Annotated in this window: 14 protein-coding genes and 1 tRNA gene; 7 read left to right on the plus strand and 8 right to left on the minus strand. The window is 68.1% G+C overall.

Going from position 1 to position 26,780, the window contains the following annotated elements:
• Positions 1-32: 32 nt before the first annotated feature.
• Positions 33-1,193 (minus strand): acyl-CoA dehydrogenase family protein, encoded by a 1,161-nt coding sequence (locus tag KK131_RS02800; RefSeq protein ID WP_214555137.1) that lies wholly within the window; start codon positions 1,191-1,193, stop codon positions 33-35.
• Positions 1,194-1,325: 132 nt separating this feature from the next.
• Here KK131_RS02800 and KK131_RS02805 point away from each other — a divergent pair, with 132 nt between their 5' ends.
• The 3 genes from KK131_RS02805 to metH are packed head-to-tail and all read left to right on the plus strand — an operon-like array spanning position 1,326 to position 6,186.
• Entirely contained in the window at positions 1,326-2,255 is a 930-nt protein-coding gene (locus KK131_RS02805) for a metalloregulator ArsR/SmtB family transcription factor (protein ID WP_214555138.1), read from the plus strand.
• A gap of 33 nt (positions 2,256-2,288) precedes the next feature.
• Entirely contained in the window at positions 2,289-3,377 is a 1,089-nt protein-coding gene (locus KK131_RS02810; protein ID WP_214555139.1) for a homocysteine S-methyltransferase family protein, read from the plus strand.
• Position 3,378: 1 nt separating this feature from the next.
• A complete protein-coding gene (gene metH / locus KK131_RS02815) occupies positions 3,379-6,186 on the plus strand; it encodes a methionine synthase (protein WP_214555140.1) in 2,808 nt (935 codons plus the stop codon).
• 22 nt (positions 6,187-6,208) lie between these two features.
• Here the strand turns inward: metH and KK131_RS02820 are convergent, their stop codons facing one another.
• Positions 6,209-6,550: a lipid-A-disaccharide synthase N-terminal domain-containing protein gene (locus tag KK131_RS02820; RefSeq protein ID WP_214555141.1), complete on the minus strand. Its 342-nt coding sequence runs from the start codon at positions 6,548-6,550 to the stop codon at positions 6,209-6,211.
• 125 nt (positions 6,551-6,675) lie between these two features.
• Between KK131_RS02820 and KK131_RS02825 the strand changes: the two genes are divergently transcribed.
• A tRNA-Val gene (locus KK131_RS02825) sits at positions 6,676-6,750 on the plus strand.
• Between the two features lie 443 nt (positions 6,751-7,193).
• Here KK131_RS02825 and KK131_RS02830 read toward each other — a convergent pair.
• The 4 genes from KK131_RS02830 to KK131_RS02845 form a co-directional block, all read right to left on the minus strand.
• Entirely contained in the window at positions 7,194-10,925 is a 3,732-nt protein-coding gene (locus KK131_RS02830) for an EAL domain-containing protein (RefSeq protein WP_214555142.1), read from the minus strand.
• A 123-nt stretch (positions 10,926-11,048) separates the two neighbouring features.
• The gene (locus KK131_RS02835; protein WP_214555144.1) at positions 11,049-12,326 is read right to left on the minus strand and encodes an RNA polymerase sigma factor; all 1,278 of its coding nucleotides are present in this window, start codon (positions 12,324-12,326) and stop codon (positions 11,049-11,051) included.
• Positions 12,327-12,415: 89 nt separating this feature from the next.
• Positions 12,416-12,868: a YciI family protein gene (locus tag KK131_RS02840; protein WP_214555146.1), complete on the minus strand. Its 453-nt coding sequence runs from the start codon at positions 12,866-12,868 to the stop codon at positions 12,416-12,418.
• Positions 12,869-12,917: 49 nt separating this feature from the next.
• The gene (locus tag KK131_RS02845; protein ID WP_214555148.1) at positions 12,918-13,337 is read right to left on the minus strand and encodes a YciI family protein; all 420 of its coding nucleotides are present in this window, start codon (positions 13,335-13,337) and stop codon (positions 12,918-12,920) included.
• A 176-nt stretch (positions 13,338-13,513) separates the two neighbouring features.
• Between KK131_RS02845 and recC the strand changes: the two genes are divergently transcribed.
• From recC to recD, 3 genes are read left to right on the plus strand one after another with little or no spacing between them, the layout of a single operon-like run.
• Complete coding sequence (recC, locus tag KK131_RS02850; RefSeq protein WP_214555151.1) at positions 13,514-16,939, plus strand: exodeoxyribonuclease V subunit gamma; 3,426 nt, start codon at positions 13,514-13,516, stop codon at positions 16,937-16,939.
• Positions 16,936-20,517 (plus strand): UvrD-helicase domain-containing protein, encoded by a 3,582-nt coding sequence (locus tag KK131_RS02855; RefSeq protein WP_345777222.1) that lies wholly within the window; start codon positions 16,936-16,938, stop codon positions 20,515-20,517. Before recC ends, KK131_RS02855 begins: the two co-directional genes overlap by 4 nt.
• Complete coding sequence (gene recD, locus KK131_RS02860; protein ID WP_214555152.1) at positions 20,514-22,409, plus strand: exodeoxyribonuclease V subunit alpha; 1,896 nt, start codon at positions 20,514-20,516, stop codon at positions 22,407-22,409. The genes KK131_RS02855 and recD overlap by 4 nt, the downstream gene beginning before the upstream one ends.
• Positions 22,410-22,476: 67 nt before the next feature.
• Here the strand turns inward: recD and KK131_RS02865 are convergent, their stop codons facing one another.
• Complete coding sequence (locus KK131_RS02865; RefSeq protein WP_284731440.1) at positions 22,477-22,938, minus strand: type IV pilin protein; 462 nt, start codon at positions 22,936-22,938, stop codon at positions 22,477-22,479.
• Between the two features lie 12 nt (positions 22,939-22,950).
• Positions 22,951-26,763: a PilC/PilY family type IV pilus protein gene (locus tag KK131_RS02870; protein WP_214555154.1), complete on the minus strand. Its 3,813-nt coding sequence runs from the start codon at positions 26,761-26,763 to the stop codon at positions 22,951-22,953.
• Positions 26,764-26,780 lie beyond the last annotated feature (17 nt).

Genomic DNA, 26,780 nt, shown 5'->3' on the forward strand with positions numbered 1-26,780 from the left:
GATTCCCCAATCCCGACTCCCTATTCCCGGATCTATCGCAGACCCGTCTCCGCCCGCGCGATCACCAACCGCTGGATCTCGCTGGTGCCTTCGTAGATCTCGGTGATCTTGGCGTCGCGGAAGTAGCGTTCCAGCGGCATCTCCTTCGAATAGCCCATGCCGCCGTGGATCTGCACGGCCTGGTGGCTGATCCACATCGCCGCCTCGGACGCGGTGAGCTTGGCCACTGCCGCCTCGGTGCCGAAGCGGCCGCCGTTCTTCTCGGTCTCGCCCTTGGTCCAGGCCGCACGCAAGGTCAGCAGGGTCGCTGCATCGAGCTTGCACTTCATGTCGGCGATCTTCGACTGGGTCATCTGGAACGTGCCGATCGGCTGGCCGAACGCCTTGCGGTCGCGCGACCACTGCAGCGTCGCCTCGTACGCGGCCCGGGCGATGCCCACCGCCTGCGAGGCGATGCCGATGCGGCCGGCGTCGAGCACGCCCATCGCGATCGAGAAGCCCTTGCCCTCTTCACCGAGCAGGTTTTCCTTCGGCAGCACGTAGTCGGTGAACTCGATCTCGCAGGTGGCCGAGGCGCGGATGCCCAGCTTCGGCTCGGTCTTGCCTGCGTGGAAGCCCGGCAGCTGGGTATCGACGATGAAGGCCGACACGCCCTTGGCGCCGATGCCCGGCGTCGAGATGGCGAACAGCACGATGTAGCGCGCCACCGGACCGGAGGTGATCCAGCTCTTCTTGCCGTTGATCACCCAGTCGCCGTTCGCGTTCCTGGTGGCGCGGGTGTGCATGGCCGAGGCGTCGGAGCCGGACTGCGGCTCGGTCAGCGCATAGGCGCCGATCGCCTCGCCGGTGGCGATCGCGCGCACGAACTTCTGCTTCTGCTCCTCGCTGCCATGCTTGAGGATGCCGTTGCAGAACAGCGAATTGTTCACCGACATCACGGTCGCGGTGGCTGCGTCGGCCGCGGCGATCTCGATCATCGCCAGCACGTAGGCGATCGGGTCCATGCCCGCGCCGCCGTACTCCTCCGGCACCTCGATGCCCATCAGGCCGAGCTGGCCCATCTCGCGGATGTTCTCTAGCGGAAACTCGCCCCGGGCATCCAGTTCTGCCGCCACCGGCGCGATGCGCCTCGAAGCAAAGTCGCGGGCGATCGCCTGGATCGACAATTGGTCTTCGGTAAAACGGAAATCCACGGGCTGCTCCTGAAGGCAATCAAGCCGGCAATTTTAGCGGGAAATGGCGCGCAGGCTTGCCGGCGTGCGCTTGACGCGCCGCAAAGGCCGGCCTAGCCTATACATCTTTGTATCGCGATACAGGGATAACCGATGGATCTGGCCACCGCTTCCAGCGTGCTGCGCCTGCTGGCCGACCCCACCCGCGTGCGCCTGCTGGCCCTGCTCGAACACGAGGAACTCACCGTGGCCGAATTGGCCGCGGTGCTGCATTTGGCGCAGCCGCGCGTGTCCACCCACCTGGCCAAGCTCAAGGAGGCCGGCCTGGTGCGCGACCGCCGCGCCGGCGTGTCGGCCTACTACCGCGCCAACAACGAGGGCGACGAGGCCCAGCACAACCTGCTCGCTTCGCTGCGCGCCAGCATCGACGATGCACTGCTGCGCGAAGACTCGGCGCGCCTGCCCGGCGTGCTCGCGAACCGCGCCCGCGAAGAAGGCTGGGCCGACACCGTGGCCGGCGACATGGAGCGCCACTACTCCCCCGGCCGCACCTGGGAAACCCTTGCGCGCTCGCTGCTGCAGTTGCTGGAGACCGGCGACGTGCTCGACATCGCCTCCGGCGACGGCATCACCGCCGAGCTGCTGGCGCCGCATGCGCATTCGATCGTCTGCGTGGATTCCAGCGAGCGCGTGGTCGAGGCCGCCGCCAAGCGGCTGAAGGCGTTCGCCAACGTGCGCGTGGTCCAGGGCGACATGCACGCGCTGGAGCTGGGCGAACAACGCTTCGACCTGGTGCTGATGCTGCATGCGCTGACCTACGCCGAGCATCCCGCCAGGGCCGTGGCCGAAGCCGCGCGGCTGCTGCGCCCCGGCGGCCGCCTGCTCGCCGTGACGCTGGGCCAGCACGATCACCGCGCCGCGGTCGAACCGTTCGACCACCGCAATCTCGGCTTCAGCAACGAACAACTCGACGGCTACGCCCGCGCCGCCGGCCTCGACGTGCTGAGCTGCAACCGGCTCAGCCGCGAGCGCAAGGCGCCGCATTTCGAAGTGGCCAGCCTGCTGGCGCGCAAGCCCGCTTGAATACCGTTGCACCGCTTAACCAAAGGAAGTTCGATGAGTACCCTGCCCTGGCTCCACCCCGATCGCGTCGCCCTGCTGGAACAGGCGCTGCGCCAACGCATCCTGATCCTCGACGGCGGCATGGGCACCATGCTGCAGGCACACGGACTGGATGAAGGCGGCTTCCGCGGCGAGCGCTTCGAACACGGCCACGACGGCCACGCGCACGCGCACGCGCACGATCATCCCGGCTGCGACCTGCGCGGCAACAACGACCTGCTCACGCTGACCCAGCCGCAGATCATCCGCGGCGTGCACGAGGCTTACCTGGAAGCCGGCGCCGACCTGGTCGAGACCAACACCTTCAACTCCACCCGGATCAGCCAGGCCGACTACAAGCTGCAGCATCTGGCGCAGGAATTGAACCGCGAAGGCGCCCGGCTGGCGCGCGCCGCCTGCGATGCGATGAGCGCGAAAACACCGGAAAAACCGCGCTTCGTGATCGGCGTGCTCGGCCCCACCAGCCGCACCGCCTCGCTGTCGCCGGACGTCAACGACCCGGGCTTCCGCAACGTCACGTTCGAGGAGCTGGCGGAAAACTACACCGAATCCGCCAACGGCCTGATCGACGGCGGCGCCGACGTGATCATGGTCGAGACGATCTTCGACACCCTGAACGCGAAGGCCGCGCTGTTCGCATTGAGCGAACTGTTCCACCGGCGCGGCGCACGAATGCCGGTGATGATCTCCGGCACCATCACCGACCGTTCCGGCCGCACCCTGTCCGGCCAGACCGCCGAGGCGTTCTACTACTCGGTGCGCCATGCGCGGCCGCTGTCCGTCGGCTTCAACTGCGCACTCGGCGCCGAAGACCTGCGCCCGCACGTGCAGACCCTGGCCAACCTCGCCGAGAGCTACGTCAGCACGCATCCGAACGCCGGCCTGCCGAACGCGTTCGGCGAATACGACGAGACCCCCGAACACATGGCCAGCGTGATCGGCGGCTTCGCCCGGGACGGCCTGCTGAACCTGGTCGGCGGCTGCTGCGGCACCACGCCGGCGCATATCAGGGCGATCGCCGAGGCGGTGCGCAACGCCGCACCGCGCGTGCTGCCTTCCGCCGATCAAGCGGAGGCCGCATAACATGGCGCGCCACACCCGCCTGTCCGGCCTCGAACCGCTGGTCATCACTCCCGACCTGCTGTTCATCAACGTCGGCGAGCGCACCAACGTCACCGGCTCGGCGCAGTTCAAGAAGCTGATCAAGGAAGACCGCTACGACGAGGCCGTCGAAGTCGCCCGCCAGCAAGTCGCCAACGGCGCCCAGGTGATCGACATCAACATGGACGAGGGGCTGATCGACTCCGAGGCGGCGATGACCCGCTTCGTCAACCTGATCTCGTCCGAGCCCGACATCGCCCGCGTGCCGTTCATGATCGACTCGTCCAAGTGGACGGTGATCGAGGCCGGCCTGCGCTGCCTGCAGGGCAAGGGCATCGTCAACTCGATCTCGATGAAGGAAGGCGAAGCGCAGTTCCTCGAACACGCGCGCAAGGTACGGCAATACGGTGCCGCCGCCGTGGTGATGGCGTTCGACGAGCAGGGCCAGGCCGACACCTGCGAGCGCAAGGTGGAAATTTGCGCGCGCGCCTACGAACTGCTGACGACGCAGCTCGACTTCCCGCCCGAAGACATCATCTTCGATCCCAACATCTTCGCCATCGCCACCGGCATCGAGGAGCACAACAACTACGCGGTGGATTTCATCAATGCCGCACGCGAGTTGAAGAAACGTTTCCCCGACTGCCACATCTCCGGCGGCGTCTCCAACGTGTCGTTCTCGTTCCGCGGCAACAACACCGTGCGCGAGGCGATCCATTCGGTGTTCCTGTACCACGCGATCAAGGCCGGCATGGACATGGGCATCGTCAACGCCGGCGCGCTGACGATCATGGACGACATCGACCCGCCGTTGCGCGAGCGCGTCGAGGACGTGGTGCTGAACCGCCGCGAGGACGCCACCGAGCGCCTGCTGGAGATCGCCGACAACTACAAGGGCAAGCGCGGCGCGGCCGAGGTCGAGACGCTGGCCTGGCGCGAGAAGGACGTGCGCGAACGGCTCAGCCACGCGCTGGTGCACGGTATCGACCAGTACGTGGTCGAGGACACCGAAGAGGCGCGCCAGATGTCCACGCGCCCGCTCGACGTGATCGAAGGGCCGCTGATGGACGGCATGAACGTGGTCGGCGACCTGTTCGGCGCCGGCAAGATGTTCCTGCCGCAGGTGGTGAAATCCGCCCGCGTGATGAAGAAGGCCGTGGCCTACCTGCTGCCCTACATCGAGGCGGAAAAGCTGCGCACCGGCGACACCGGCAAGAACAACGGCAAGATCGTGATGGCCACGGTCAAGGGCGACGTGCACGACATCGGCAAGAACATCGTCGCGGTGGTGCTCCGCTGCAACAACTTCGAGGTGATCGACCTCGGCGTGATGGTGCCGGCGCAGAAGATCCTGGAAACCGCGATCGCCGAGAAGGCCGACATGATCGGCCTGTCCGGCCTGATCACGCCGTCGCTGGAGGAGATGGGCCAGGTCGCCAGGGAAATGCAGCGGCAGGATTTCCACATCCCGCTGCTGATCGGCGGCGCCACCACCTCGCGCGCGCACACCGCGCTGAAGATCGAGCCGCACTACAAGGCGGGTTGCGTCTGGGTGAAGGACGCCTCGCGCGCGGTCGGCGTGGCGCAGTCGCTGGTCAGCAAGGACCTGGTCGGCGAGTTCCTCGAAAAGATCCGCCTCGAATACGCCGACGTGCGCGAGCGCCACCGCAACCGCGGCCCCGGCAAGAAACTGGTGTCGCTGGAAAAAGCCCGCGAGCAGCGCTTCCGCTGCGACTGGACCAGCTACGAACCGCCGCAGCCGAACCGGCCCGGCGTCACCGTGTTCGACGACTACGACCTGTCCACCATCCGCCAGTACATCGACTGGACCCCGTTCTTCCAGGCGTGGGAACTGGCCGGCCACTACCCGGCCATCCTCACCGACGAGGTGGTCGGCCCGCAGGCCAGCGAGCTGTTCCGCGATGCCCAGGCCATGCTGGACCGAATCATCGCCGAGAAGTGGCTGACCGCCCGCGCCGTGATCGGCTTGTGGCCGGCGGCCAATGTTGGCGACGACGTCGAGGTGTATGAACTCCCCTCTCCCACCGGGAGAGGGGCTGGGGGTGAGGGTACGGCCGAAGCGAAATCTTCCGCTCCGTCCGTACCCTCATCCACCCCTATGGGGGCACCTTCTCACCCACAAGGGGACTCCGAAGGGAGCAGGAAAAAGCTGGCCACGTTGCACAGCCTGCGCCAGCAGGCCGACAAGCCGATCGAGCGACCCAACCTCTGCCTCGCCGACTTCATCACGCCGAAGGAATTCGACAAACCCGACTGGATCGGCGGCTTCGCGGTCACCGCCGGCCTCGGCATCGAGGAACACCTGGCGCGCTTCCAGACCGACTACGACGACTACTCCTCGATCATCCTCAAGGCCCTGGCCGACCGCCTCGCCGAAGCGTTCGCCGAACACATGCACGAGCGCGTGCGCAAGGAATTCTGGGGCTTCGTGCCGGACGAGTCGCTCGACAACGACGCGCTGATCGCCGAGAAATACCGCGGCATCCGCCCGGCTCCCGGCTATCCCGCCTGCCCCGAACACACCGAGAAAGCCACCCTGTTCAAATTGCTCGACGTCACCCGCAACACCGGCATCGAACTCACCGAGGGCTTCTCGATGTACCCCGCCGCCGCCGTCTCGGGCTGGTACTACTCGCATCCGGACAGCCAGTACTTCGTGGTCGGCCGGCTCGGCAAGGACCAGGTCGAGGATTACGCCAGACGCAAGGGCTGGACCCTCGCCGAAGCGGAACGCTGGCTCGCCTCGAACCTGGATTACGAGCCGGAATAGTCGTGGATCCCCGGTTACGCCATCACACGGTGGCGTCGCCGGTGATGCTGTTCTTGCGGTGGCGCAGGTGCACGACCAGGTTGTAGATCGAGACGAACGCGGGGAAGAAGTTCGAGATGATGCCCACCGAATCGTTCTTGCCGATGATGAAGTACGCCAGCAGCAGGATGCTGCCGCAGACCGACAGCCACCAGAACGACAGAGGCATCACCACCCGCTTCAGCTTGCGCGTGTAGTACAGCTGCACGAACCAGCGGCTGGTGAACATCACCGAGCCGAGCAGGCCGACGGCCTTCCACGGCGTCAGCTCGAACTGCTGCAAGGCGCGAAGGATGCTGGCCAGGTGGATGTTGAAGAGTTCCATGGTGGTGCGCTTTTGACGTAGGGGGAGGCAAGTCTAGCAACCCGCGCCCCTGTCCTTGCCGCCTGCCGATCCATCCGAGGCATTGACCCGCCCCGCGACTGCCCCTAAAATTGCGCGCTCGCAGTGGGCGGTTAGCTCAGCGGTAGAGCACTGCCTTCACACGGCAGGTGTCACAAGTTCGATCCTTGTACCGCCCACCATCGAATCCAGAAACCGGCCCCGTGGCCGGTTTCGTCGTCTGGGCACCATCAAGTGCGCAGCGTGCGTGTAGCAACGGGCACTTCACACGGCAGGTGTCACACAACGATCCTTGTACCGCCCACCATCGAATCCAGAAACCGGCCCCGTGGCCGGTTTCGTCGTCTGGGCACCATCAAGTGCGCAGCGTGCGTGTAGCAACGGGCACTTCACACGGCAGGTGTCACACATCGATCCTTGTACCGCCCACCATCGAATCCAGAAACCGGCCCCCGCGGCCGGTTTCGTCGTCTGGGCACCATCAAGTGCGCAGCGTGCGTGTAGCAACGGGCACTTCACACGGCAGGTGTCACACAACGATCCTTGTACCGCCCACCATCGAATCCAGCGAACAAGGGCCCGGCACTGCCGGGCCCTTGTTCGTTTCTGCGGGGCGCACGCTTCCTCAGGGATGAAAGTTGCCGAGCACGTGTTCGACCAGCAGCGCGAGGAAGGCTTCGCGCTCGCGCCGGTAGCCAGGGTCGGACGGGCCGGCCAGGGCTGCTCTGTGCATGGCCTCGTGACTGGCATTCAGCACTGCACCAGGTTCCAGGTTGTGCAGGTACTCGCCCGGGCCGCAACTCACCTGTGCGTGCCGGATCCAGAACGCCGGCTCGGCCGGCAAGGCGATGAACTGTTCCTCCCAGCACAGCTCGCCGGCGAGCGCGCCCAGCCCGGTTCGCGGCCATGCGGAGTCCTGCCCGCACCGGTATTGCGCCAGCCAGGCAGGCAATGCGTCGGCGGGCATCGGCCGCGCCAGTGCATAGCCCTGGCCGAAATCCGCGCCAAGGATCGTTGCGGCTTCGATCAGGTCGACCGACTCCAGCCCTTCGACGACCACTTCGAGCCGCAGGTCGTGCCCGATCCGGATCAGCTGGCGGATGAAGCGCAACGTGCCCAACGGATCCTGCCGAACCTGGCTGACGATGGCCTGATCGATCTTGATGCGGTCGAACGGCCACTGGCGCAGGCGGATGAGCGAACTGTAGCCCGCGCCGAGGTCGTCTTCGACCAGGCGTACGCCCAGGACCTTGAGCGACTGCATGCCCGAGCCCTGCGGCACGGCGGCATGCTCGGTGCCGATCGGCGATTCGAGTATCTCGAACAACAGCGCCCGCGCCGCACAGCCGCTGCTGGCGATGACCGCCGCCGCCACTTCGGCATAGCGCGGGTCCTCCAGCGCGGCCGCGGGCGCATTCACCGAGATGTCCAGCGCATGGCCCGCCTGCAACAGCCATTCGCGACAGGCGGTGGCCTGGGTCAGCCCCCGGCGGAACAGCACGAGCAAATCGTCCGCGCCCAGCGCGGGAAGAAACCTGGCCGGCGCCAGCAGGTCGCCGTCATCGTCGCGCAACCGCGCCAGCGCCTCGACCTCGGTAACCCGGCCATCGGCAAGCCTGACCAGCGGCTGGTAGTGCATCTGCAGCGCATCGGTCGCGACCGTCGCGCGCCAGCGCTCGCGCACGAAGAACGGCAGCAGTTCGGTGCCCTGGCGCGGCGGCGCCAGGCGTGCTAGGGCAAGATCCAGCACGGTCTTGATCTGTTCGAGGAAAGCCCGCTGGTCTTCGCTTTGGAAGCCGCCGGCATACGGGCTGTACACGGTCAGCACGACCGCCGGTTTCAGCGGCGACGGACACAGCGGAATGGCGACGTTGGAAACCACCCCGAGGCTCAGCGCGATGTCGCGCCAGCCCGTCATCGACGGGTCGCTGCCGTAGTGGGCGCAACGCTGGATCCGCGCCGTGCGCCAGGCGCGCCCGCTGGGGCCCTGCCCCTCCGGCTGGCCGGCATCGACCCGGATCGGCAGCGCCTTGCCGCTGACCAGCGCATGCAGGTATTCGGCAAAGGCCGTTCCCGCCACCGCCTCGTAGGTCAGCTGGCCCGACGCGTCCGGACGCCCCGCCGAACAGGCGATGATTTCCTTGTGCGACACCAGGATGTCGGCCACGCCCTGGATCAGTTCCAGGTAGCCTTCGGCCGACCACGCCAGTGCGTTGACCCTGGACAGCAAGGCCACCCGGCGGCGCTGCAGTTCGCGCATGCTTTCCAGTTGCCATTGCCGCTCCATGCCGAGCCGCTGCAGCAGGATCGCCAGCGCACGATGGTCGGTCTGGCCGACGCCGGCCAGCGTGGTCGCCAGAATGTCGCGCAACTGCTCGATCGCCTCCAACAGCCAGACTTCCTCGAGTCCGCAGGCCGCATGGAACAGGCCGGTCCGGGTCGCCCGGGCATGGTGGCCGGCCATGTCGAGATCCACCCGCAGCAGGGCCTGCAGATGCTGCAGCTGATGCTCCTCGAACGCCTTCATATCCGCGGCCGGAAGCAGGTCCAGCAGCCTGGCAATGCCGTCGTGCGAACGCAGCCCGGCGTGAAAGCTTTCCACGATGCCGGGCAACCGCGGCTCCCACGCCTTGCTGCAGGCACCCAGCAGCAAGGCAGCTTGCCCACCATAAGGCGAGGCAGCGGCGTCCAGCTCGTCGGCTTGGTCCGTCACGCCGTTGGGCGAAACCAGCGACCACCAGTGCGAGCGGTACCGCTTGCGCGATTTCACCTGGTACATCGCCTGGTCGGCACGGCGCAGCAGTTGCTCGCCGGTGGCCTGGACTTCGCCGGAATACATCGCGATGCCCAGGCTGGCGCCCACGGACATCGCCGTGCCGTCGATCATCAGCGGGAGCCGCAGGACTCCGCCGATGCGCTCCAGCAGCCCGTCGACGTCCGCCTCGGATTCGAGATCCTCGAACACCAGCACGAACTCGTCGCCACCCAGTCGGGCCACGTAGTCGCCGGCGTCGAGCATCTGCTGGAACCGGCCCGCCATCTCCACCAGCAGGCGATCGCCCACGGCATGGCCGTGGCGGTCGTTGATCGGCTTCAGGTCGTCCAGGTCGAGCAGCCCCACTGCCACCAGTCGTCCGCGCCGCCTGGCGCGGGCCAGCGCGGTCTCGAGGTGCCGATCCAGCGCGCGGCGGTTGGGCAGGCCGGTGAGATCGTCGTGCAGGGCCAGGTAGGTCTGCCGTTCCTGCTCCTGCAGCAGGGCGTGCCGCTGCGCGTGCTGGCGCAGCGCCAGCCCGGTCGCGTCGGCGATCTCGTCCAGCAGGCGGCACATCTCGTCGTCGAAGGCATCCGACTCGACGGTTACCACGACGAATACGCCGGTCGGCACCCGCGCCGTGCCGATCGTGTCGGCAGTGGACGCAAACAGCGGCCAGCACCCCACCGCACCGGCATGTTCGAGCAGCTCCTTGCGGAACGCCCGGTCGGCCTGCGGTGCATTGCGCGGATGCCGCCGGATGACCGGCGTGCCCTGCATGAAGGCCTGCGTCGGCGTGAGCACGGCCGGACTGTCGTCGTACCGCGGCGGCAGGGGCAGGGCGCGCAGGATGTCCGCGATCGGACCGACCAGGGCCACCCGCCGCAGCATGTGGTCGGCGCCATCGGTGGCGAACACGTCGACTCCGGCGGCGCCGGCGATGTCGGCCAGCGCCCGGGCCAGCGTGCGATAGACCGATTCCGGGTCGGGCTGTTCGAGCAGGGCCCGCTGAATCGTGCGCTGCGCATCGCGGTAGCGGCTCATCCGCATGCTGCGCTCCAGCAGCAGTTGGTGATCCCAGAACCGGCTCAGCTCGTCGACCAACCGCTGCGCCCAATCGAGCAGCTCCCCGCTCAGGCTGGGGCCGTCGTCGCGGGAGTAGGCGGCCAGCGCCAGCTGGCCATCGTCACGCGTCCTCGATGCGGCCACGATGCAGGAGCCGAAACCGTGCCGCCGTGCGGCGTCCCGCCAGGGCGCGAACTCCGGCGCGTCGACCGGGGTCGCCCGCGCCTGTTCCTGGCGCAACACCATCGCCACCGGCCCGCGCCCGCCGGGGGCGGATTCATCCGTGCTGAGGTGCAACGCCGCCGCATAGGCGGCGGCGGGCCCAGACGCCGCCAATACCTCGACGGCGCTGCACCCCGGTTCGCGCCGCCCGACCCAGACCAGCGGAAGATCCATGGTCGAGGCCAGAATGCCCGCGATCGTGACCATGACCAGGCGGCGGTCGCGATCCGGCGTCGCATGCAAAAGCGCGAGGGTTTCCGCCACGCTTCGGTAGAAGCGCTCGCGAAGTTCGCCGCGTGCCTGTTCCTGGCTATCCATCCGCCTGCGAGTTCCCCCGTGAACGAACAAACGGTCGTCGACCGTCGCCATACTTCATCACGGGAGCCCGCATTAATCCATCAGGCGTTGCGGCACCACGCACATGCCCCGGACCGGCACGCTTCACTCGGGCGACGCGCTCTCCCCGCATGCCCGGGCGCGCTTGCGCATCAGCTCGCGCTCGCGCCGGTTCATGGCAAGCTCGGCCGCCCGCTCGAACTCCCGGCGCGCCTCGTCGACACGGCCCAGCCGGGCCAGCAAATCGCCCCGCACCGCGGGCAGCAGGTGGTATTTCTGCAAGCTCGGCTCGTCGACCAGGGCATCGGCCAGCTCGAGGCCCGCCGCCGCGCCGCCCGCCATGCCGACGGCCACCGCGCGGTTGAGTTCGACGATCGGCGACGGCGCCACCCGGGCCAGGGTCGCATACAGTGCCGCGATGCCCGGCCAATCGGTCCCCTCGCTGGTCAGCGCACGCGCGTGGCAGGCGGCAATCGCCGCCTGCAGCGCATACGGACCCAGCGCGCCGCCCAGCTCCCGGGCCCGTTTCAGTGCAGCCAGGCCGCGGCGGATCAGCAGCCGGTCCCACAACGCCCGATCCTGCTCCAGCAGCAGGATCGGCTCGCCGCGCGCGTCCACGCGTGCGCGCGAGCGCGAGGCCTGGAGCTCCATCAGCGCCACCAGGCCATGCACCTCGGGCTCGCGCGGCATCAGGCCGGCCAGCACCCGGCCCAGGCGCAGGGCGTCCTCGCACAAGGCCGGGCGCATCCAGTCGTCGCCGGCGGTGGCGGAGTAGCCCTCGTTGAAGATCAGGTAGATCACCCCGAGCACCGACGAAAGGCGTGCGGCAATCTCGTCGCCGCGGGGCACCTCGTAGGCCACCTCGGCCTTGGCAAGGCTGCGCTTGGCGCGAACGATGCGCTGCGCGATGGTCGGCTCGGGCACCAGGAAGGCGCGCGCGATTTCCTCCGTGGTCAGGCCGCCGAGCAGGCGCAGGGTCAGCGCCACGCGCGCCTCCATGGACAGCAGCGGATGGCAGGCGGTGAAGATCAGCCGCAGCAGGTCGTCGCCGAACGGGTCGTCCAGCGCCGCCTCGTCCGCGGACCTTGCATATTCCTGCTCGTGTTCCAGCTCGTGCATCAGTTGCTCGTGCTTGCGTTCGAGCAGCTTGCTGCGGCGCAGCCGGTCGATCGCACGATGCTTCGCGGTGGTCATCAGCCACGCGCCGGGATTGTCTGGCACGCCGGTTTGCGGCCACTGCTCCAGCGCCACCACCAGCGCATCCTGCGCCAGCTCCTCGGCCAGGCCGACATCGCGCAGCATGCGCGCGAGGCCGGCGATCAGCCGGGCCGACTCGATCCGCCAGACGGCGTCGATGGTGCGATGGGTATCGGTCATGCTCATGGCGACCGATCACACCATCCCCATTGCGCCGGCGCAAGACCGCAGGCCACGCCGTCCCGGCTCCCCACTCCTGTTCCCGACGCCTTCCGTCAAGGCATGGCGACGGGGCGGCGGCAGAGAGCATCCCGGTCCGCGTCATCCGCCTGCCTGTCGATGCCCCGGGTCAACGCCTGCTGCACGTCGTCGGCAAGATCGGCAAACTCCTGCACCCGCTGCAGTTCGATGGTCTCGCCAGCCGCCGCCGGGCACCGTGAAGCCCAGGCGATGGCCTCGTCCAGCGACGCGACATCGATCATCCAGTAGCCGGCGGGCACACCCACCGTTCCGCTGCGCGGGCCGTCGACGAGCGCGGGCCGGCCGTCGGCGAAGAAGATGCGCGCGCCCATCGACGACGGGCACAATCCGTCCAGCGCAAGCAGCACGCCGGCCCGCCACAGCGCCTGGTTGTACTGCGCCATCGCGGCCACGCCGTCGGCATCGGGCGCATTCCCCGGGGCCCCGCCTTCGCCGGCACCGGGGATCAGCCACATCATGAAACGCATGGCGGTTGCTCCCCGGCATGCCCTTGCCAGGACTGGCCCATGGCCCGGCTCATGATTTCGCGGCGATCTGCGCGCGCAGCCGCTCCTCCTGCTCGCGCAGTTCGGGGGTGAACTCGGCGCCGAAATCCTCGGCCTCGAACACCTGGCGGATCTCGACCTCGGCATCGTCGTCGAACGGCGCGCGCTTGAGCCACTCGATCGCCTCCTGCATCGACTTCACCTGCCACAGCCAGAAGCCGGCAATCAGCTCCTTGGTTTCCGCGAACGGCCCGTCGGTCACCGTGCGCGCGCGGCCCGAGAACTTCACCCGCACGCCCTTCGAACTGGGCTGCAGGCCCTCGCCCGCCAGCATGATGCCGGCCTTCACCAATTCCTCGTTGAACTTGCCCATCGCGGTCAGCAGCTGCTCGCTGGGCATCACGCCGGCTTCCGAGTCCGCGGTCGCCTTCACTATCACCATGCATCGCATCGTCGTGTCTCCTTCGAATGGGGCGGGAGCCAGGCACGCCAACCCTGGCTCTATCCGGACGACGAACGGCGGGCCGGCAAATCGACACGGCAGCCTGCAGGCAACTGAAACCACAATCGCAAACGATGAGTCGCGGCTCGGTATGCTGTATGCATTGCGTCATCGGGCAGGAAGGGATGAAGGAAAACCCAGGCGGACTGATCGTCCATCGCGGCAGCCGCACCGAACGGCTGGCCGACGCGCTGGCGCTGCAGTTGGAAGCGCAACGGCCGGCCAATCCGCTGGCCGCGCAGACCGTGGTGGTGGCGCACCCCGGGTTGCAGCGCTGGCTGCTCGGCCGCCTGGCGCAGCGCCGTGGCCCGCAAGGCGGGCACGGCATAGCCGCCAACGTCGAGATGATCCTGCCATGGCAGTGGTTCGAGCGCTGCGCGCGCCGCATGCTGGGCGACGAGGCGCTGATCGGCGGCGCGTATCGGCACGAGGTACTGCGCTGGCGCCTGCTGCAGGTGCTGTCCGCGTCGAACGCGGCGGAAGTCCGCGCCTATCTGGCCGGTGACGACGCCGCGCGCCGCGGTTTCCAGCTGGCCGAGCACCTCGCCGGCCTGTACACCCAGTACCTGATCTACCGGCCGGACTGGATCCTCGACTGGGAACAGCATCCCGCCCGCCACGACGACGACTGGCAGGCGGCGCTGTGGCATCGGCTGCGAACCTCCATCCGGCACCCGCACCGCGCGCAGCGCAGCGCCGCCCTGCTCGATGCGCTGCGTACCGGCAACGACCTGGCCGACGATCCGCCGCTGCACGTGTTCGGCGTCAGCCACCTGCCGCCCGACGTGCTGGCAGCGCTGCAGGCCACCGCGCTGCATACGCCGGTGCATCTGTATTTTCCCGACCCCTGTCGCGAGCACTGGGTGTATCTGCGCAAGCAGCGCTTCCTGCTCGCCCACGCGGACGATCCGGAGGCGCTGTACTACGAGGTCGGCCACCCGCTGCTGGTGGCGCTTGGCCGCATCGCTCAGGATTTCTGCCTCACCCTGGACGAGTGCGACGCCATCGACGAGCGCGACCCGCTCGACGAGGCCGAGCCGCTCGACGATGCCACCGCGCTGCTCGCCCGGCTGCAGTCCAGCATCCGCTGCCTGCAGCCGGAGCTGGTCGGCGCGCCGATCCGCGAACAACTGGCCGGCGGTGCCAGCCTGGGCGAGATCCTGCCCGCGCTGCGCCACGATACCAGCCTGCGCGTGCACGCCTGCCATACGCGCCTGCGCGAACTGGAGGTGCTGAAGAATGCCTTGCTGCGCTGCCTGGCCGACGATCCCACGCTGCAGCATCGCGACATCGTGGTGATGGCACCGGATATCGCCGCGTATGCGCCTTACCTGGCGGCGGTGTTCGGCGAGCCGGCGCAGTACCGCAGCGATCCGCTGCACATCCCCTGGCACCTGGCCGACGTCGGGCTGGCCCGCGCGCACCCGCTGATGAGCGCGTTCGCGCAGCTGCTGGACCTGGCCGAAAGCCGTTTCACCGTCAGCGAGGTGCTGGACTTCCTCGACGTGCCGGCGGTGGCGCGGCGCTTCGCGATCGACGCCGGCGGGCGCGACGCGCTGGAGCGCTGGCTGCGCCGCGCCCGCGTGGCGTGGGGCCTGGATGCCGCGATGAAGGCCGAGGCCGGCGCGGCGGCGGTCGACACGAATTCGTGGCAGTTCGGCTTCGACCGCATGTACGCCGGGCTGATCGCGGGCCCGGATGCGGATGGCGAATTGCTCGACGGCATCCTGCCGCTGCCGGGCGTCGCCGGCAGCGCGGTGGAGGCGCTGGGCCAGCTCGACCGCCTGCTCGGGGAACTGCGCCAGGCGCGCCACGCCTTCGCCGGCGCGCGCCCGCTGGCCGCATGGAGCGAGTGGCTGCTGGAACGGATCGACGCGCTGTTTCTCGCCGACCCGCGCGACGACGCCGAGCAGAACGCGCTCGACGCGCTGCGCCGGCTCGCCGCCGGCCTCGCCAGCCAGGCCGCGGAGGCCGACGTCCACGCGGCGCTGCCATGGAGCGTGGTGCGCGAAGCGCTGCGCGGCGCGCTCGACGCGGTGCCGGAGCGCCAGGCCTTCCTGCTCGGCGGGGTGACCTTCTGCGGACTGGTGCCGCAGCGATCTATCCCGTTCCGCGTGGTCTGCCTGCTCGGCATGAACGAGGGCGAGTTCCCGCGCCCCGGCAACGACGCCGGCCTCAACAAGATCCTCAGCCAGCCGCGCCGCGGCGACCGCGACACCCGCAGCGAGGACCGCTACCTGTTCCTGGAAGCGCTGATGTCGGCGCGCGACGCGCTGCACGTCAGCTTCGTCGGCGAAGGCGTGCGCGACGGCAAGCCGCGCAATCCCGCCGCGCCGCTGGCCGAGCTGCTGCAGTTCCTCGACGAACAGCACGCCATCGCCGACGACGACAAGGCCGAGCGGCCATGGCGCATCCGCCATCCGCTGCAGCCGTTCGATGCGCGCTACTACGAACGCGACGCGCACGGCCAACCCCTGGATGACCCGCGGCTGTTCTCGTACGACCCGGCGTTCCTCGCCGCCGCGGCCAGCACCGACATGCCGCCCTTTCTCGGCTCGCCGGAGACTGCACCAGAAACGGCGGCCCGCGGTGAAATCGCCCTCAGCGCACTCAAGCGCTACTGGCGCGATCCCGCACGCGACGCCTTGCTGCGCGGCCAGGGCATCAGCCTGCAGGCACTGGACGACGGTGGCTGGCCGGATCGCGAGCCGCTGGAAACGAAGCTGGAGAAGCTCGAACGGGTCGATCACCGGCTGCTGTTCGAAGCGCTCGCCGCCGGCCGCGACGCGCTGCCCACCGAACCGCCGGCATGGCTGGCACATTCCGGCATGCTGGCCGGCGGCGCGATCGGCGCGCAAGCCTACGCGCAGTTGCGCGACGCGTTGCATCCACTGCTCGAGCATGCGCGGCCGCTGTTCGCCGACGGCAACGCGCAATCGCAGGCACAGGCGATCGACCTGGATCTCGGCGATGGCTTGCGCCTGACCGGTGCGGTCGATCGGGTATTCCACGGCGTCGACGGCGCCCTGCTGTTCGACGCGCAACCCTCGCGTGCCGCGGGACTGAAGGACATCCTCGCCTTCTACATCGACTGGGCCGCGCTGCGGCTGACCCGCGCCGACGCCGTGCACGGCGAGTACCTGGAGCCCACGTCCAACAACAGGAAGTCGCGCAGCGCGGGGCTGCTCGCGCCCGTGCTGGCGCAGGACGCCGCGCAACTGCGCCGCGGCCTACGCCGCCTGGTCGAGGCCTATTTGTCCGCCGAACGACAACCGCTGCTGTTCTTCCCGCGCACCGCGCAAGCCTACGCCGCCAGCGCGCCGCAGGACCGCCTCGCCAAGGCCGCCGCCGCCTGGGGAGGCGACGATTTCAACGGCGGTGAACGCGATTACGCGCCCGGCTACGCGGCCTTGCTGAGTCGCGGCCTGGATCTTTTCGACGAAGCCAGCCCCGCCCATCGCGCCTTCGTCGCCGCCACCGAACTGGTCTGCGACGTGCTGGACCCCGGACATGCGGCATTGATGAAAATTGCGCAGGACATCCAACCGTGACCGCCGCCCTGCCCCCGCTCGACTGGCGTGCCATGCCGCTGCACGGGCGCGTGCTGATCGAGGCCAGCGCCGGCACCGGCAAGACCTGGAACATCGGCGTGATCTACCTGCGCCTGCTGCTCGAACGCGAGCTGCGCGTGGAGCAGATCCTGGTCACCACCTTCACCGATGCCGCCGCGCAGGAATTGCGCGAGCGCCTGCGCCGGCGCCTGGTCGAGGCCGAGCGGCTGCTCGAATCCGCCTCCCTCGACGAGGCCAGCGACAATCCACTGGAAAGCTGGCTGGCCGCACTGTGCCCCGACGAAGACGGCACCCGGCGCGCGCTGCGCCGGATCCAGCTCGCCCGCACCGACCTCGACCGCGCGCCGGTGTCGACCATCCATGCGCTGTGCCAGCGCATCCAGCGCGACTACCCGCTGGAAAGCGGCGCCGCCTTCGCCAACGACAAGCTGTTCGACGAACAGCAGCTGATGCGCGAATGCGTGGAGGACTTCTGGCGCCGCCGCTACCTCGTCGGCAACGTCGACCCACGCGAGGCCGAGCTGCTGCTGAAGGACGGCCCGGAAGGCTTGCTGCGCGATCTCGGCGGGCTGGCGAACAGCGCCGACGCGCGGATCGAGGCCGGCGGCCTGGCCGAACTCGAACGCCGACTGGCCGCTCTGCACACGCCCGGGAGCATCGCCGAGCTGCAGCGGCTGGCCGGCGACAAGACCCTGTACGCGCCGCGCAAGAGCGCGCTGTCGAACCGGCTCGACAAGATCGCCCGCGCGCTGCAGGACGACGATGAAGAACAGCTGGCTGCCGCGCTCGACGACACGTTCGCCCCCGACCAGGTGCTCGCACAGGAAGCACCCTCCAGCGCCGGCACGCTCAACGCCCACCCCTTGATCGAGGCCCTGCAGGCGCTGCGTCCGCTGCTGCAGTTGCGCACCACCTTCACTCGCGGCGCGGTGCTGGCCGAAGCGGCGCAAACCTGCCGCGAGGAAATGCCGCGGCGCGCGCGCCAGCGCCACGTCATGACGTTCTCGATGCTGATCGACGCGGTATACCAGCGGCTCTGCGGCGAGCCGTCCGACGCGGTACTGGCCGACCGCCTGTACGAAGCCTACCCGGTGGCACTGATCGACGAATTCCAGGATACCGACCAGCGCCAGTTCGCGATCTTCGAGCGGATCTACCGCGGGCGCGGCACGCTGGTGATGATCGGCGATCCCAAGCAGGCCATCTACAGTTTCCGCGGCGGCGACATCGCCGCCTACCTGCGCGCCAGCGAACAGGCGGGCCAGCGCTTTTCGCTGGGGACCAACCACCGTTCCAGCCGCGCCCTGGTCGAGGCCCTGAACGCCTGGTACGGCCACACCGAAGGCGGCTTCGGCCAGCCGCAGATCCGCTACCAGCAGGTCGCGCCGGCCGGCAAGGCGGACGAGAAGCCGTATGCCGTCGGCGATGAAACCGTGGCGCAACCTCTGGTGATCCATCCGTTTCGCGGCGACGCCGTCGACCGGAAAGGCAATCCGCTGAAGGCGCTCGGCGAACTCGAAGCGCTGGCGCTGGACGACTGCGCCAACCGCGTCGCCGAACTGCTCAACGACCCGCGACAGCGGATCGGCGGCCAGCGGGTGACGCCGGGGGACATCGCGGTGCTGCTGTCCACCAACAACCAGATCGTGGCGCTGCGCACGCGACTGGTCGCGCGCGGCGTGCCCTGCGTGGGCGGCGGCCGCGGCAACATCTTCGCCGGCGAGGTCGCGCGCGAGCTGGAGCTGATCCTGTACGCCGTACTGCACCCCGACGACGACCAGGCCGTGCGCGGCGCGCTGGCCACCCGCCTGCTCGGCGCCACGCTGGAACAGTTTCGCGCCTGGCAGGACCAGCCCGCCGCGTTCGAGCGCGAGCTGGAGCGTTTCGAGGCGTGGCGCGCGCTGGTGCGCAGCCGCGGCGTGCTGGCGCTGATCGAGGCGTTGCTGGCCATTCGCGCCACCGCCTTGCTGGCGCTGCCCGAGGGCGAGCGCGTGCTCACCGACCTGCGCCACCTGGGCGAATTGCTGGCCGCGGAGGAAAGCGCGCGACAGGGCCTGGATGGCCTCTACGCATGGCTGCTGGAGATGCGCCAGGAAGGCGCCGACGGCGATGCCGAGGCCGCCGACGAACGCCAGCTGCGCATCGAAAGCGATGCACGCCGGGTGCAGTTGCTCACCATCCACGCCAGCAAGGGGCTGGAGTTTCCGATCGTTTTCCTGCCGCTGGCCTGGCGCATCGGTGACCGCACCGGCGTACGCTCGCCGAAACTGTTGCGCTACCACGACGCCAGCGGCCACCGTTGCGTGGACCTGGGCTCGGTCGACTTCATCGAACATCGCGGCCGACACTTCCGCGAGGAACTGGAGGAACGCCTGCGCCTGCTCTACGTCGCCCTGACCCGCGCCGTGCACGCGGTGCACGTGTACTGGGTCGATCGCGGCCCGCTGCCGGCCGGCGACGCGCACGCCTGGGAGTGGGCAGCGATCGACCTGCTGACCCGGCAGACCCAGCAACGCCTGGAGCTGACCGAGGGCGAAGCCTCGCTGGAGGCGATGGCCGCAACGCTCGGTGGCATGCAATTGTCCGCGCCGTTCGCCGACGTCTTCATCGGCTATCAAGCGCCGGCCGAAACAGCCTCGCCGCGGGCCACGCAAGCACCGCTGCCGCGCCTGCGGCCCTACCAGTGGCTGCACAGCTTCAGCGGCCTGACCCGCTACGCGGCCGCCGCCGTGGTGATCGACGACCGCGACGCCAGCGACGAAACCGGCCAGGAGGAAGCCGCGGCCAACGTCGATGAACCTGGCGAGGACAGCCGCCTGCTGAGCCTGTACCCGCTGCGCGGCCCGCGTTTCGGCGATGCCGTGCATCACGTGTTCGAACTGGCCCAGCCCGGTCCGGTCTGGCCCGGACAGCGCCAGCTGCTGCACCGGCAGCTGGCCGCGCAGGCGGTCAAGGCCCACAACGTGGCGCCGGATGAAGCACTGGAACGGGTCGGCCGGATGATCGACCGCGCGCGCCAGGCCGACCTCGGCAGCGGCCTGCGCCTGTGCGACATCGCCCCCACGCAGCGCATCGTCGAGTTCGAATTCCAGTTCCCCGTGCATCAGGTTCCGCTGGCGCGTCTACGCCAGCTGTGCGCCGCGCACGGGCAGGCCGACGTCGTGCCGGCCAGCCTCGACACTGGCACGCTCAACGGCATGCTCACCGGCTTCGCCGACCTGATCATCGAATGGGATGGCCGCTTCCACGTGCTCGACTACAAGACCAACTGGCTTGGCGCACGGCTGCGCGACTACCAGGGAAGCTCGCTCGACGCCGCGATGGCCGAGCATCATTACCCGCTGCAGGCACTGCTCTACACGGTGGCCCTGCACCGCTACCTGCGCCAGCGCATGGACGGCTATACGGCTGAACGCCATCTCGGCGAAAGCTGGTACCTGTTCGTGCGCGCGCTCGGCCTGGCACCGGGGCATGGCGTATGGCGCCACCATTGGCCGGTGGCGCTGATCGAGGCGCTGGACGACGCCTTCGCCGGCACGCAGGAGGCTGCCGCATGAACCGTCCGCATGATCATCTCGCCGAGACCGGCGAGCGCGCGATCGACCAGACCCTGGCGCAATGGGTGCTCCGGCGCACTGGCTCCGCCCTGCTCGCCGCCGCCACGCGCGCGGCCAGCAGCGCCGAAGGCCACGGCCATTCCTGTGCGTGGCTGGACGACCCGCAGGCCGACGCCAGCTTCGACACCGATGCGCTGCAGGCCTTGTGCCAGCACGCATGGGTCGGTGACGGCTCGCACTTCACCCCGTTCGTGCTCGACGCGCAGAACCGCTTCTACCTGTGGCGCAACTGGCAGCACGAATCGACGCTGGCCGCAGCGATCCTGCAGCGCTGCGCACGACGCACGCTGCCGATTCCCGCTGCCACCCTGGCCGAAGACCTGGACGCGCTGTTCGCCGGCATGCCGCACGGCCCCACCGGCTGGCAACGCGCCGCGGTGGCCGCCGCGCCCGGTGCGCGCTTCTTCGTGCTCACCGGTGGCCCCGGTACCGGCAAGACCACCACCGTCGTGCGCATGCTGCTGATGCTGCTGCACCACGCACAAGCCTGCGGCCTGCCGGCACAGCCGTCCATCGCGCTGGCCGCACCCACCGGCAAAGCCGCGCAGCGCCTGGTGCAGGCCATCGCCAAGGGCAAGGCCGAGCTGCAGATGGCGTTGGGCGAAGATCGACAACCGGCGGGCCATGTCCGTTCCACGAATCCGCTTCGACCCAACCTGCCGAACCTGCTGCAACAAATCCCGCACGCCGACGCGCGCACGCTGCATCGCCTGCTCGGCTACAAGCCGATGGACAACAGCTTCAGCCGCGGCCCGCGCAACCCGCTGGCCGAGGACATCGTGGTGGTCGACGAGGCCTCGATGGTGGATCTGGCCATGATGCGCCAGCTGCTGGAAGCGCTGCGCCCCGACGCGGTGCTGATCCTGCTCGGCGATCCGGGCCAGCTCGCCTCGGTCGATGCCGGCTCGGTGCTGGCCGACATCGTCGCCAGCGCACCGCAGAACCAATTACCGCCGTCACTGGCCGGCCTGCTCGCGCCGCTGCTGCAGCGCGCCCCATTGCAGCACGCTCCATCCGCCACCACGGACAACGCCGCGCTGGCCGGACAGGTGCTCACCCTCACCCATACCTGGCGCGCAGGCAGCGGGCTGCAGCGCGGCATCGAGGCGCTGCGCAACACGCCCGATCCAGTCTGGCTGGACACGTTGCTGCGCGAGCGGACGGACGGCGACCTGCACCTGCGCCACTGCCCCAACCCGCACGCCCTGCGCGCCTGCGTCGACGGCTGGATCGAACGCCACGCCGATCTGCTGGAATCGCTGCTGACGCCAGCCGCCGACGCGGCCGCGGCGCTGCAGCGACTGCGCCAGTTGCAGATCCTGTGCGCGCTGCGCGACGGCCCGTTCGGTGCGCAAGGCCTCAACGACCTGATCGCGCGCCGGCTCACCGCCCGTTTCGGCATCGACGGCGGCCGCGCCTGGTACCACGGCCGCCCCGTCATCATCACCCGCAACGACTACGCCCGCGGCCTGTTCAACGGCGACGTCGGCATTGCACTGGAAGGTGCGGAAGGACTGCGCGTGTGGTTCGAGCTCAGCGACCGCGACGGCAGCGCCGGCCTGCGCAGCTACTCGCCACGCGCCCTGCCCGCCCACGAAAGCGCCTGGGCGATCACCATCCACCGCAGCCAGGGCTCGGAGTACCACGACGTGGCCGTGCTGCTGCCGCCCGACCCGGACAACCGCGTACTCACCCGCGAACTGGTCTACACCGCCATCTCGCGCGCCCGGTCCCACGCCGAGATCTGGACCACTGACGACTCGCTGCGCGCCGCGCTGGCGCGGCCGATCCGGCGGCAGGGCGGTTTGCGTGAGCGGCTGCAACGATCATGAGAAAATCGGTGCTGAGCCGGCGCGTGCCTGAAGGCCGTAGTGCCGGCTCGGCGCAAACACGGCGACCTCACCAGCAGCCAGCCACACCAGCGGAGCCGGTGGCCCCGCGCGTGCCGGCCTGGTCGAGCGAGAGCGTGCCGCACTTGACGTCGCGGGTCAGCTGCGCACCGGTTGGCGCGGCCGTCAGCTTGTACTTCGACACGCTCAACGATGAGGACGGCAGGTCGTAGTTGTAGTCGGCGCCGGTGCGCTGGGGGCTGGCGCAATCCAGCCCCGGCAACGCCGCCCCCTTGTAGCTGAGGTTGGTGGTGTAGTAGCGCTCCATGTAATTGGCGTGCTCTGACAGGCACCCCTCCGCCGCCACTCGTTTGGTCTTGGTGATGTAATTGGTGTACGTGGGCAAGGCGATCGCCGCCAGGATCGCGATGATCGCCACCACGATCATCAGCTCGATCAGGGTGAAGCCGGCGCTGCGGCGCATGCGCATGGCCGTCATCGCGCCACTTTCAACCGGTGAGAATCGTTTCATCATTCCATTCCTTTACTGGCTGATCAGCTCGCGCCACGAAACCCGCTGGATGCTGCCGGTCGAGCCTGATGTAGTGATGCTGCTGTTCGAACCGTTGTCGAAGCTCACCAGCATGCTGCCGCCCACGAAGATCGGGTTGTTGGGCAGCGAGCTGAAGCCGATGCCGGCCGCCGGGTAACTCTTGCCGTTCACGGTAACCGTGTCGGATGCGTTCACCATGCCGTCGCCGTTGACATCGAAGAAGTTGTCGGACGGGTTGGTGCCGGTGAACGGGTTGATCGCCATGATCCAGCCGCTGCCGGACGGATTGCACACGTCGGCGGCCTGCGGAATCCGCGTGGTGCCCAGCAGCAGGTTGCCCTGGAACTGGTTGGAAGTCACGATCCGCTCGCCCTGGGCCACGAGGGCACCGCCCGTACCGGTCGGCGACAGCAGGTCCATGTACCAACCCGACTTGCCCGTCATGTCGGAAGAGGTCGGCGTTGGCGTCACCGCCCGTGCCGGTGATACCGGCGGCGTCGCGTCGGGGTTGCCTGCGGTCTCCGCCACGATGGCGCGCTGCACGAGGTTGTCGGTGCGGGTCATGGTGGAGGCGATCACCGGACTGTTGGTTGCATTGGTGGTCTGCACGATCAGGCCGTACCAGCTCTGGGTGGCCGTATTGGTGAGGTCGGTCGTGCTCAAATACTGGCCGGTGCCGAAGAACACCCAGGTATTGCCGTTTGCCGGATCCTTGCCCACCAGCATGCCGCCCGTGATCGGCTGCAAATTGCCGGAACTGTCCTTGGCCACGAACAGCAGGCTGCCGGTACTGCTGGGCGTAGCGGTGGTCGTGCCGCTGCCGGTGTTGAGCGTGAACGACCACACGTTGCCGTGAAGGTCGCCGGCGTAGGCCACCGTGCTCACGCCGGTACCTGCCGGATCCATCCACACGCCAGGAGCGGCCAGGCCGTTGTCGGCGGCGGTGTCGGTGGTTGCATGCACGCTGAGCGCACCGGTGGCGAGATTGAACTGCAGCAGGGCCGACACGCCGGCCGAGCTGTTGTAGCCGTTGCCGATCAGCACCGACCAGGTGCTGTCCGCCGTCTGCGCGATCACCGGCTTGCCGGACATCTGGCCGATGTAGTTGCTGTTGGTCTTGCCGTCGCCGGCCGAGCGCTCCCACAGGAACTTGATCGCGGTCGGATCGGTGATGTCGAAGGCATAGACCGCCTTGGCCAGACCGCGACCGGTGGTGCCCACCAGCACGGTCTTCCAGGTGCTGCCCATGTAGACGTCCGCTACGGTCAGTTCGCCATCGTTGAAATACTGGTGCGGCGCGCCCACCGTGGTGCCGTAATCAGGGCTGGACAACTGGCTGAGGCCAACCAGCCCGCCGGCGATGCCGGCAGTGAGCACGGCGCCCGGAATGTAGGCGAACTTCTCCGTGCCGGTGGTGGCGTCAAAGCCGTGCAGCATGCCGTCGTTGGCAGCGACATAAATCAGCCCGGCGCGCGAGGCGGCAGTGCTGGGCGTGAAATTTCCCTGGTTGTCGGTCGTGCCGCTGGCGAAGGCCAGGTACGTAGACGAACCCGTGAAGGTCTGGTTGGCGAACAGGTTCGGGTCGGGAGCTCCCACGTAGACCGGCTGCGAATCGACGATGTCGCCCAGCGGCGTATCGCGGTTGCGGTAAGTACCACCGGTATTCTTCTGCTCCAGCGCGGCGTCGCCGCGCAGGTAGTTGACCATGTTCGCCTGGGCGGCGGCAGTACTGCCCAGTGCACTGAGTTGTGCGGTGGATAGTGCGGGCGGCGTGCTGCCGGTGCCGTTCTGGAATACCACGTAGGGAGAGGTCTTCCCGGTCACCGCGGGGTTATAGGTCCAGATGTTCCGGCTGGCCGCCGCCGGCATTGAGCCTGCCGCAGTCCACGTCGGCGTCGCGGCGATCGCCCCTGAGTTGGGGTTCACCGCCAGCGCCTTCAGGTCGCCCTTCCACTTGGCGGTGTAGTAGTTGGCCTGGTACGCCACCGTGCCAGTTTTCAACTGGGTGGAGTTGGCCGCCAGGCTGGCGCCAGTGCCCACGCGTTCGGAGGCCCGCTTCAACGCATCCTTCATGCCGCTGGCGAACGCCTCGGGGCTGGTGGCGGAATAGAAGCCGCCATGGCCGTCGACGGCGGCGTGAGCAAGGTCGGCGATATTGTTGATGGAATTGGATGCTGGCTGCGGCCAGCTGAAATTGGGAACGGCCGTGCCACCGTTGGCCCAGTCGAAGATCTGCTTGACCGTCGTGCCCGCAGGCGAAATGCCGGTCGGCGCGAAGCCCATGCCCAGGGTGAACGTGGTCATGTGCTGCCAGAAAGCCGGGTCCTCCGTGCTGGTCGGCACCTCGTTGGGCGTACTGCTGCGCAAGTCGGTCACCCAGTATTTCATCGCCACGTCGGCAAGCGTGTCCGAAGTGCTGTCCGAATACGGTGCGGCAGGCGTGTAGGTATAGGTTTGGTTATTGCTACCGCTCAAAGTCGCTTTGGTGTTGTCCACATTGCCGATATTGCTTGGCGTATCACCATTCCAGAAACCATCCGTGGTCAAGATGGTGTACGACTGCCGGCAAGCCAGTTCGGTCGTGTCGGCCGACGATGTCTGCCAAGGCTGGTTCGTCTGGTAGTACTTGCCGACGGCATCCAGGGACCTGCGCAAGGGCGTGCTGTTATTGGCACTGCTTCCGGCAACCCAATTCCAGAAATTGGCTTTCTGGGTACCGGCCGATCCATCGCCAAAGGGTAGGACCTTCGCTATGTAGTTATCGTTGCTGCCGTATTTGTCGTTCGGTGTCGGCAAGTTGGCATCATTATTGCCGTTGATCGAACCGAAGCCGACCCGGAACATGGGGTCGATGGAGGCGAACGAATTCATCAGGCCGCTCTTGGCCATCAAGATGCGCTTGCGGTAATAGGAGAACCAGGTAGCAACGTTCTGCTGTGTCGCCGCATCGTAGGCACAGGTGCCCGCAGGCGCCACCGCGCAATCCGTGGACGACTGGCCCACATAACGCCGCACATAGGTGCCCGCCGTGCTGCCCGGTATGGCGTAGGTGAATAGGTAGGTGTAGGTGGTGTTGCCGGTTTCGCACCAACCCGTGCCTGCGTTGTAGCTGTCGCTCGTGCCGGACTTGCAGCTGACCGTCGGGACGTAATACCCGTAATACGAAGATTTGCAGAAGCCTCCTTGCACACTCCCACCGTAGGGGCACGACAGGCTTGGCGCATAGGTGGTGCTGCCTGCTGGAAACGCCGTGTAGTAGGGGAAGGCGTAATACAGCGAATTCGGGCAAGGATATTGACCGGATTGCGATCTGTTGTAGTTGTTGTAGTCGCACATCCACGGCGACAGGTGCCGCGTCAAATCCACTGTTGTGCTCGCGCTGCTGAACGGGTCGCTATAGGCGGCGTTCAGTGCCGTCGGCGTTGGATAACTGGAACCATCGGCTTTCAATGGTGGCGCATAGGTGACGCTCGGGTTGTAATAGGTACCGTTGACACCCGAACTGCGCAACGCATCGGCACTCTCGTACGTACTTTTGCTCCAGTTCTCGTCACGTGCCGTGAGGTTGCCGGTCAGGTAACCGGCATCCGGCATGAAGTCCCACGCCATCGACCCCGAATCGTCCAGCATCAGCACGATGTTGGGCGGCAGTGGTTTCTGGATGATCAGCGGCGCCTGATCGACGGGGACGGTGGCCAGCGCTGGCGAGAAGGCAACACCCAGCATCCATACGGACAAACCGGCCGACAGCGCCCTGCCGAGAAAGCGGCCGGGCTTGCGATGCAGGCGGGAGATGATGTTCATGGCGGTTCCGCTCCTGG

The organism is Rhodanobacter sp. LX-99 (genome assembly GCF_018599185.1).
In the GTDB taxonomy this organism is placed as follows: Bacteria; Pseudomonadota; Gammaproteobacteria; order Xanthomonadales; family Rhodanobacteraceae; genus Rhodanobacter.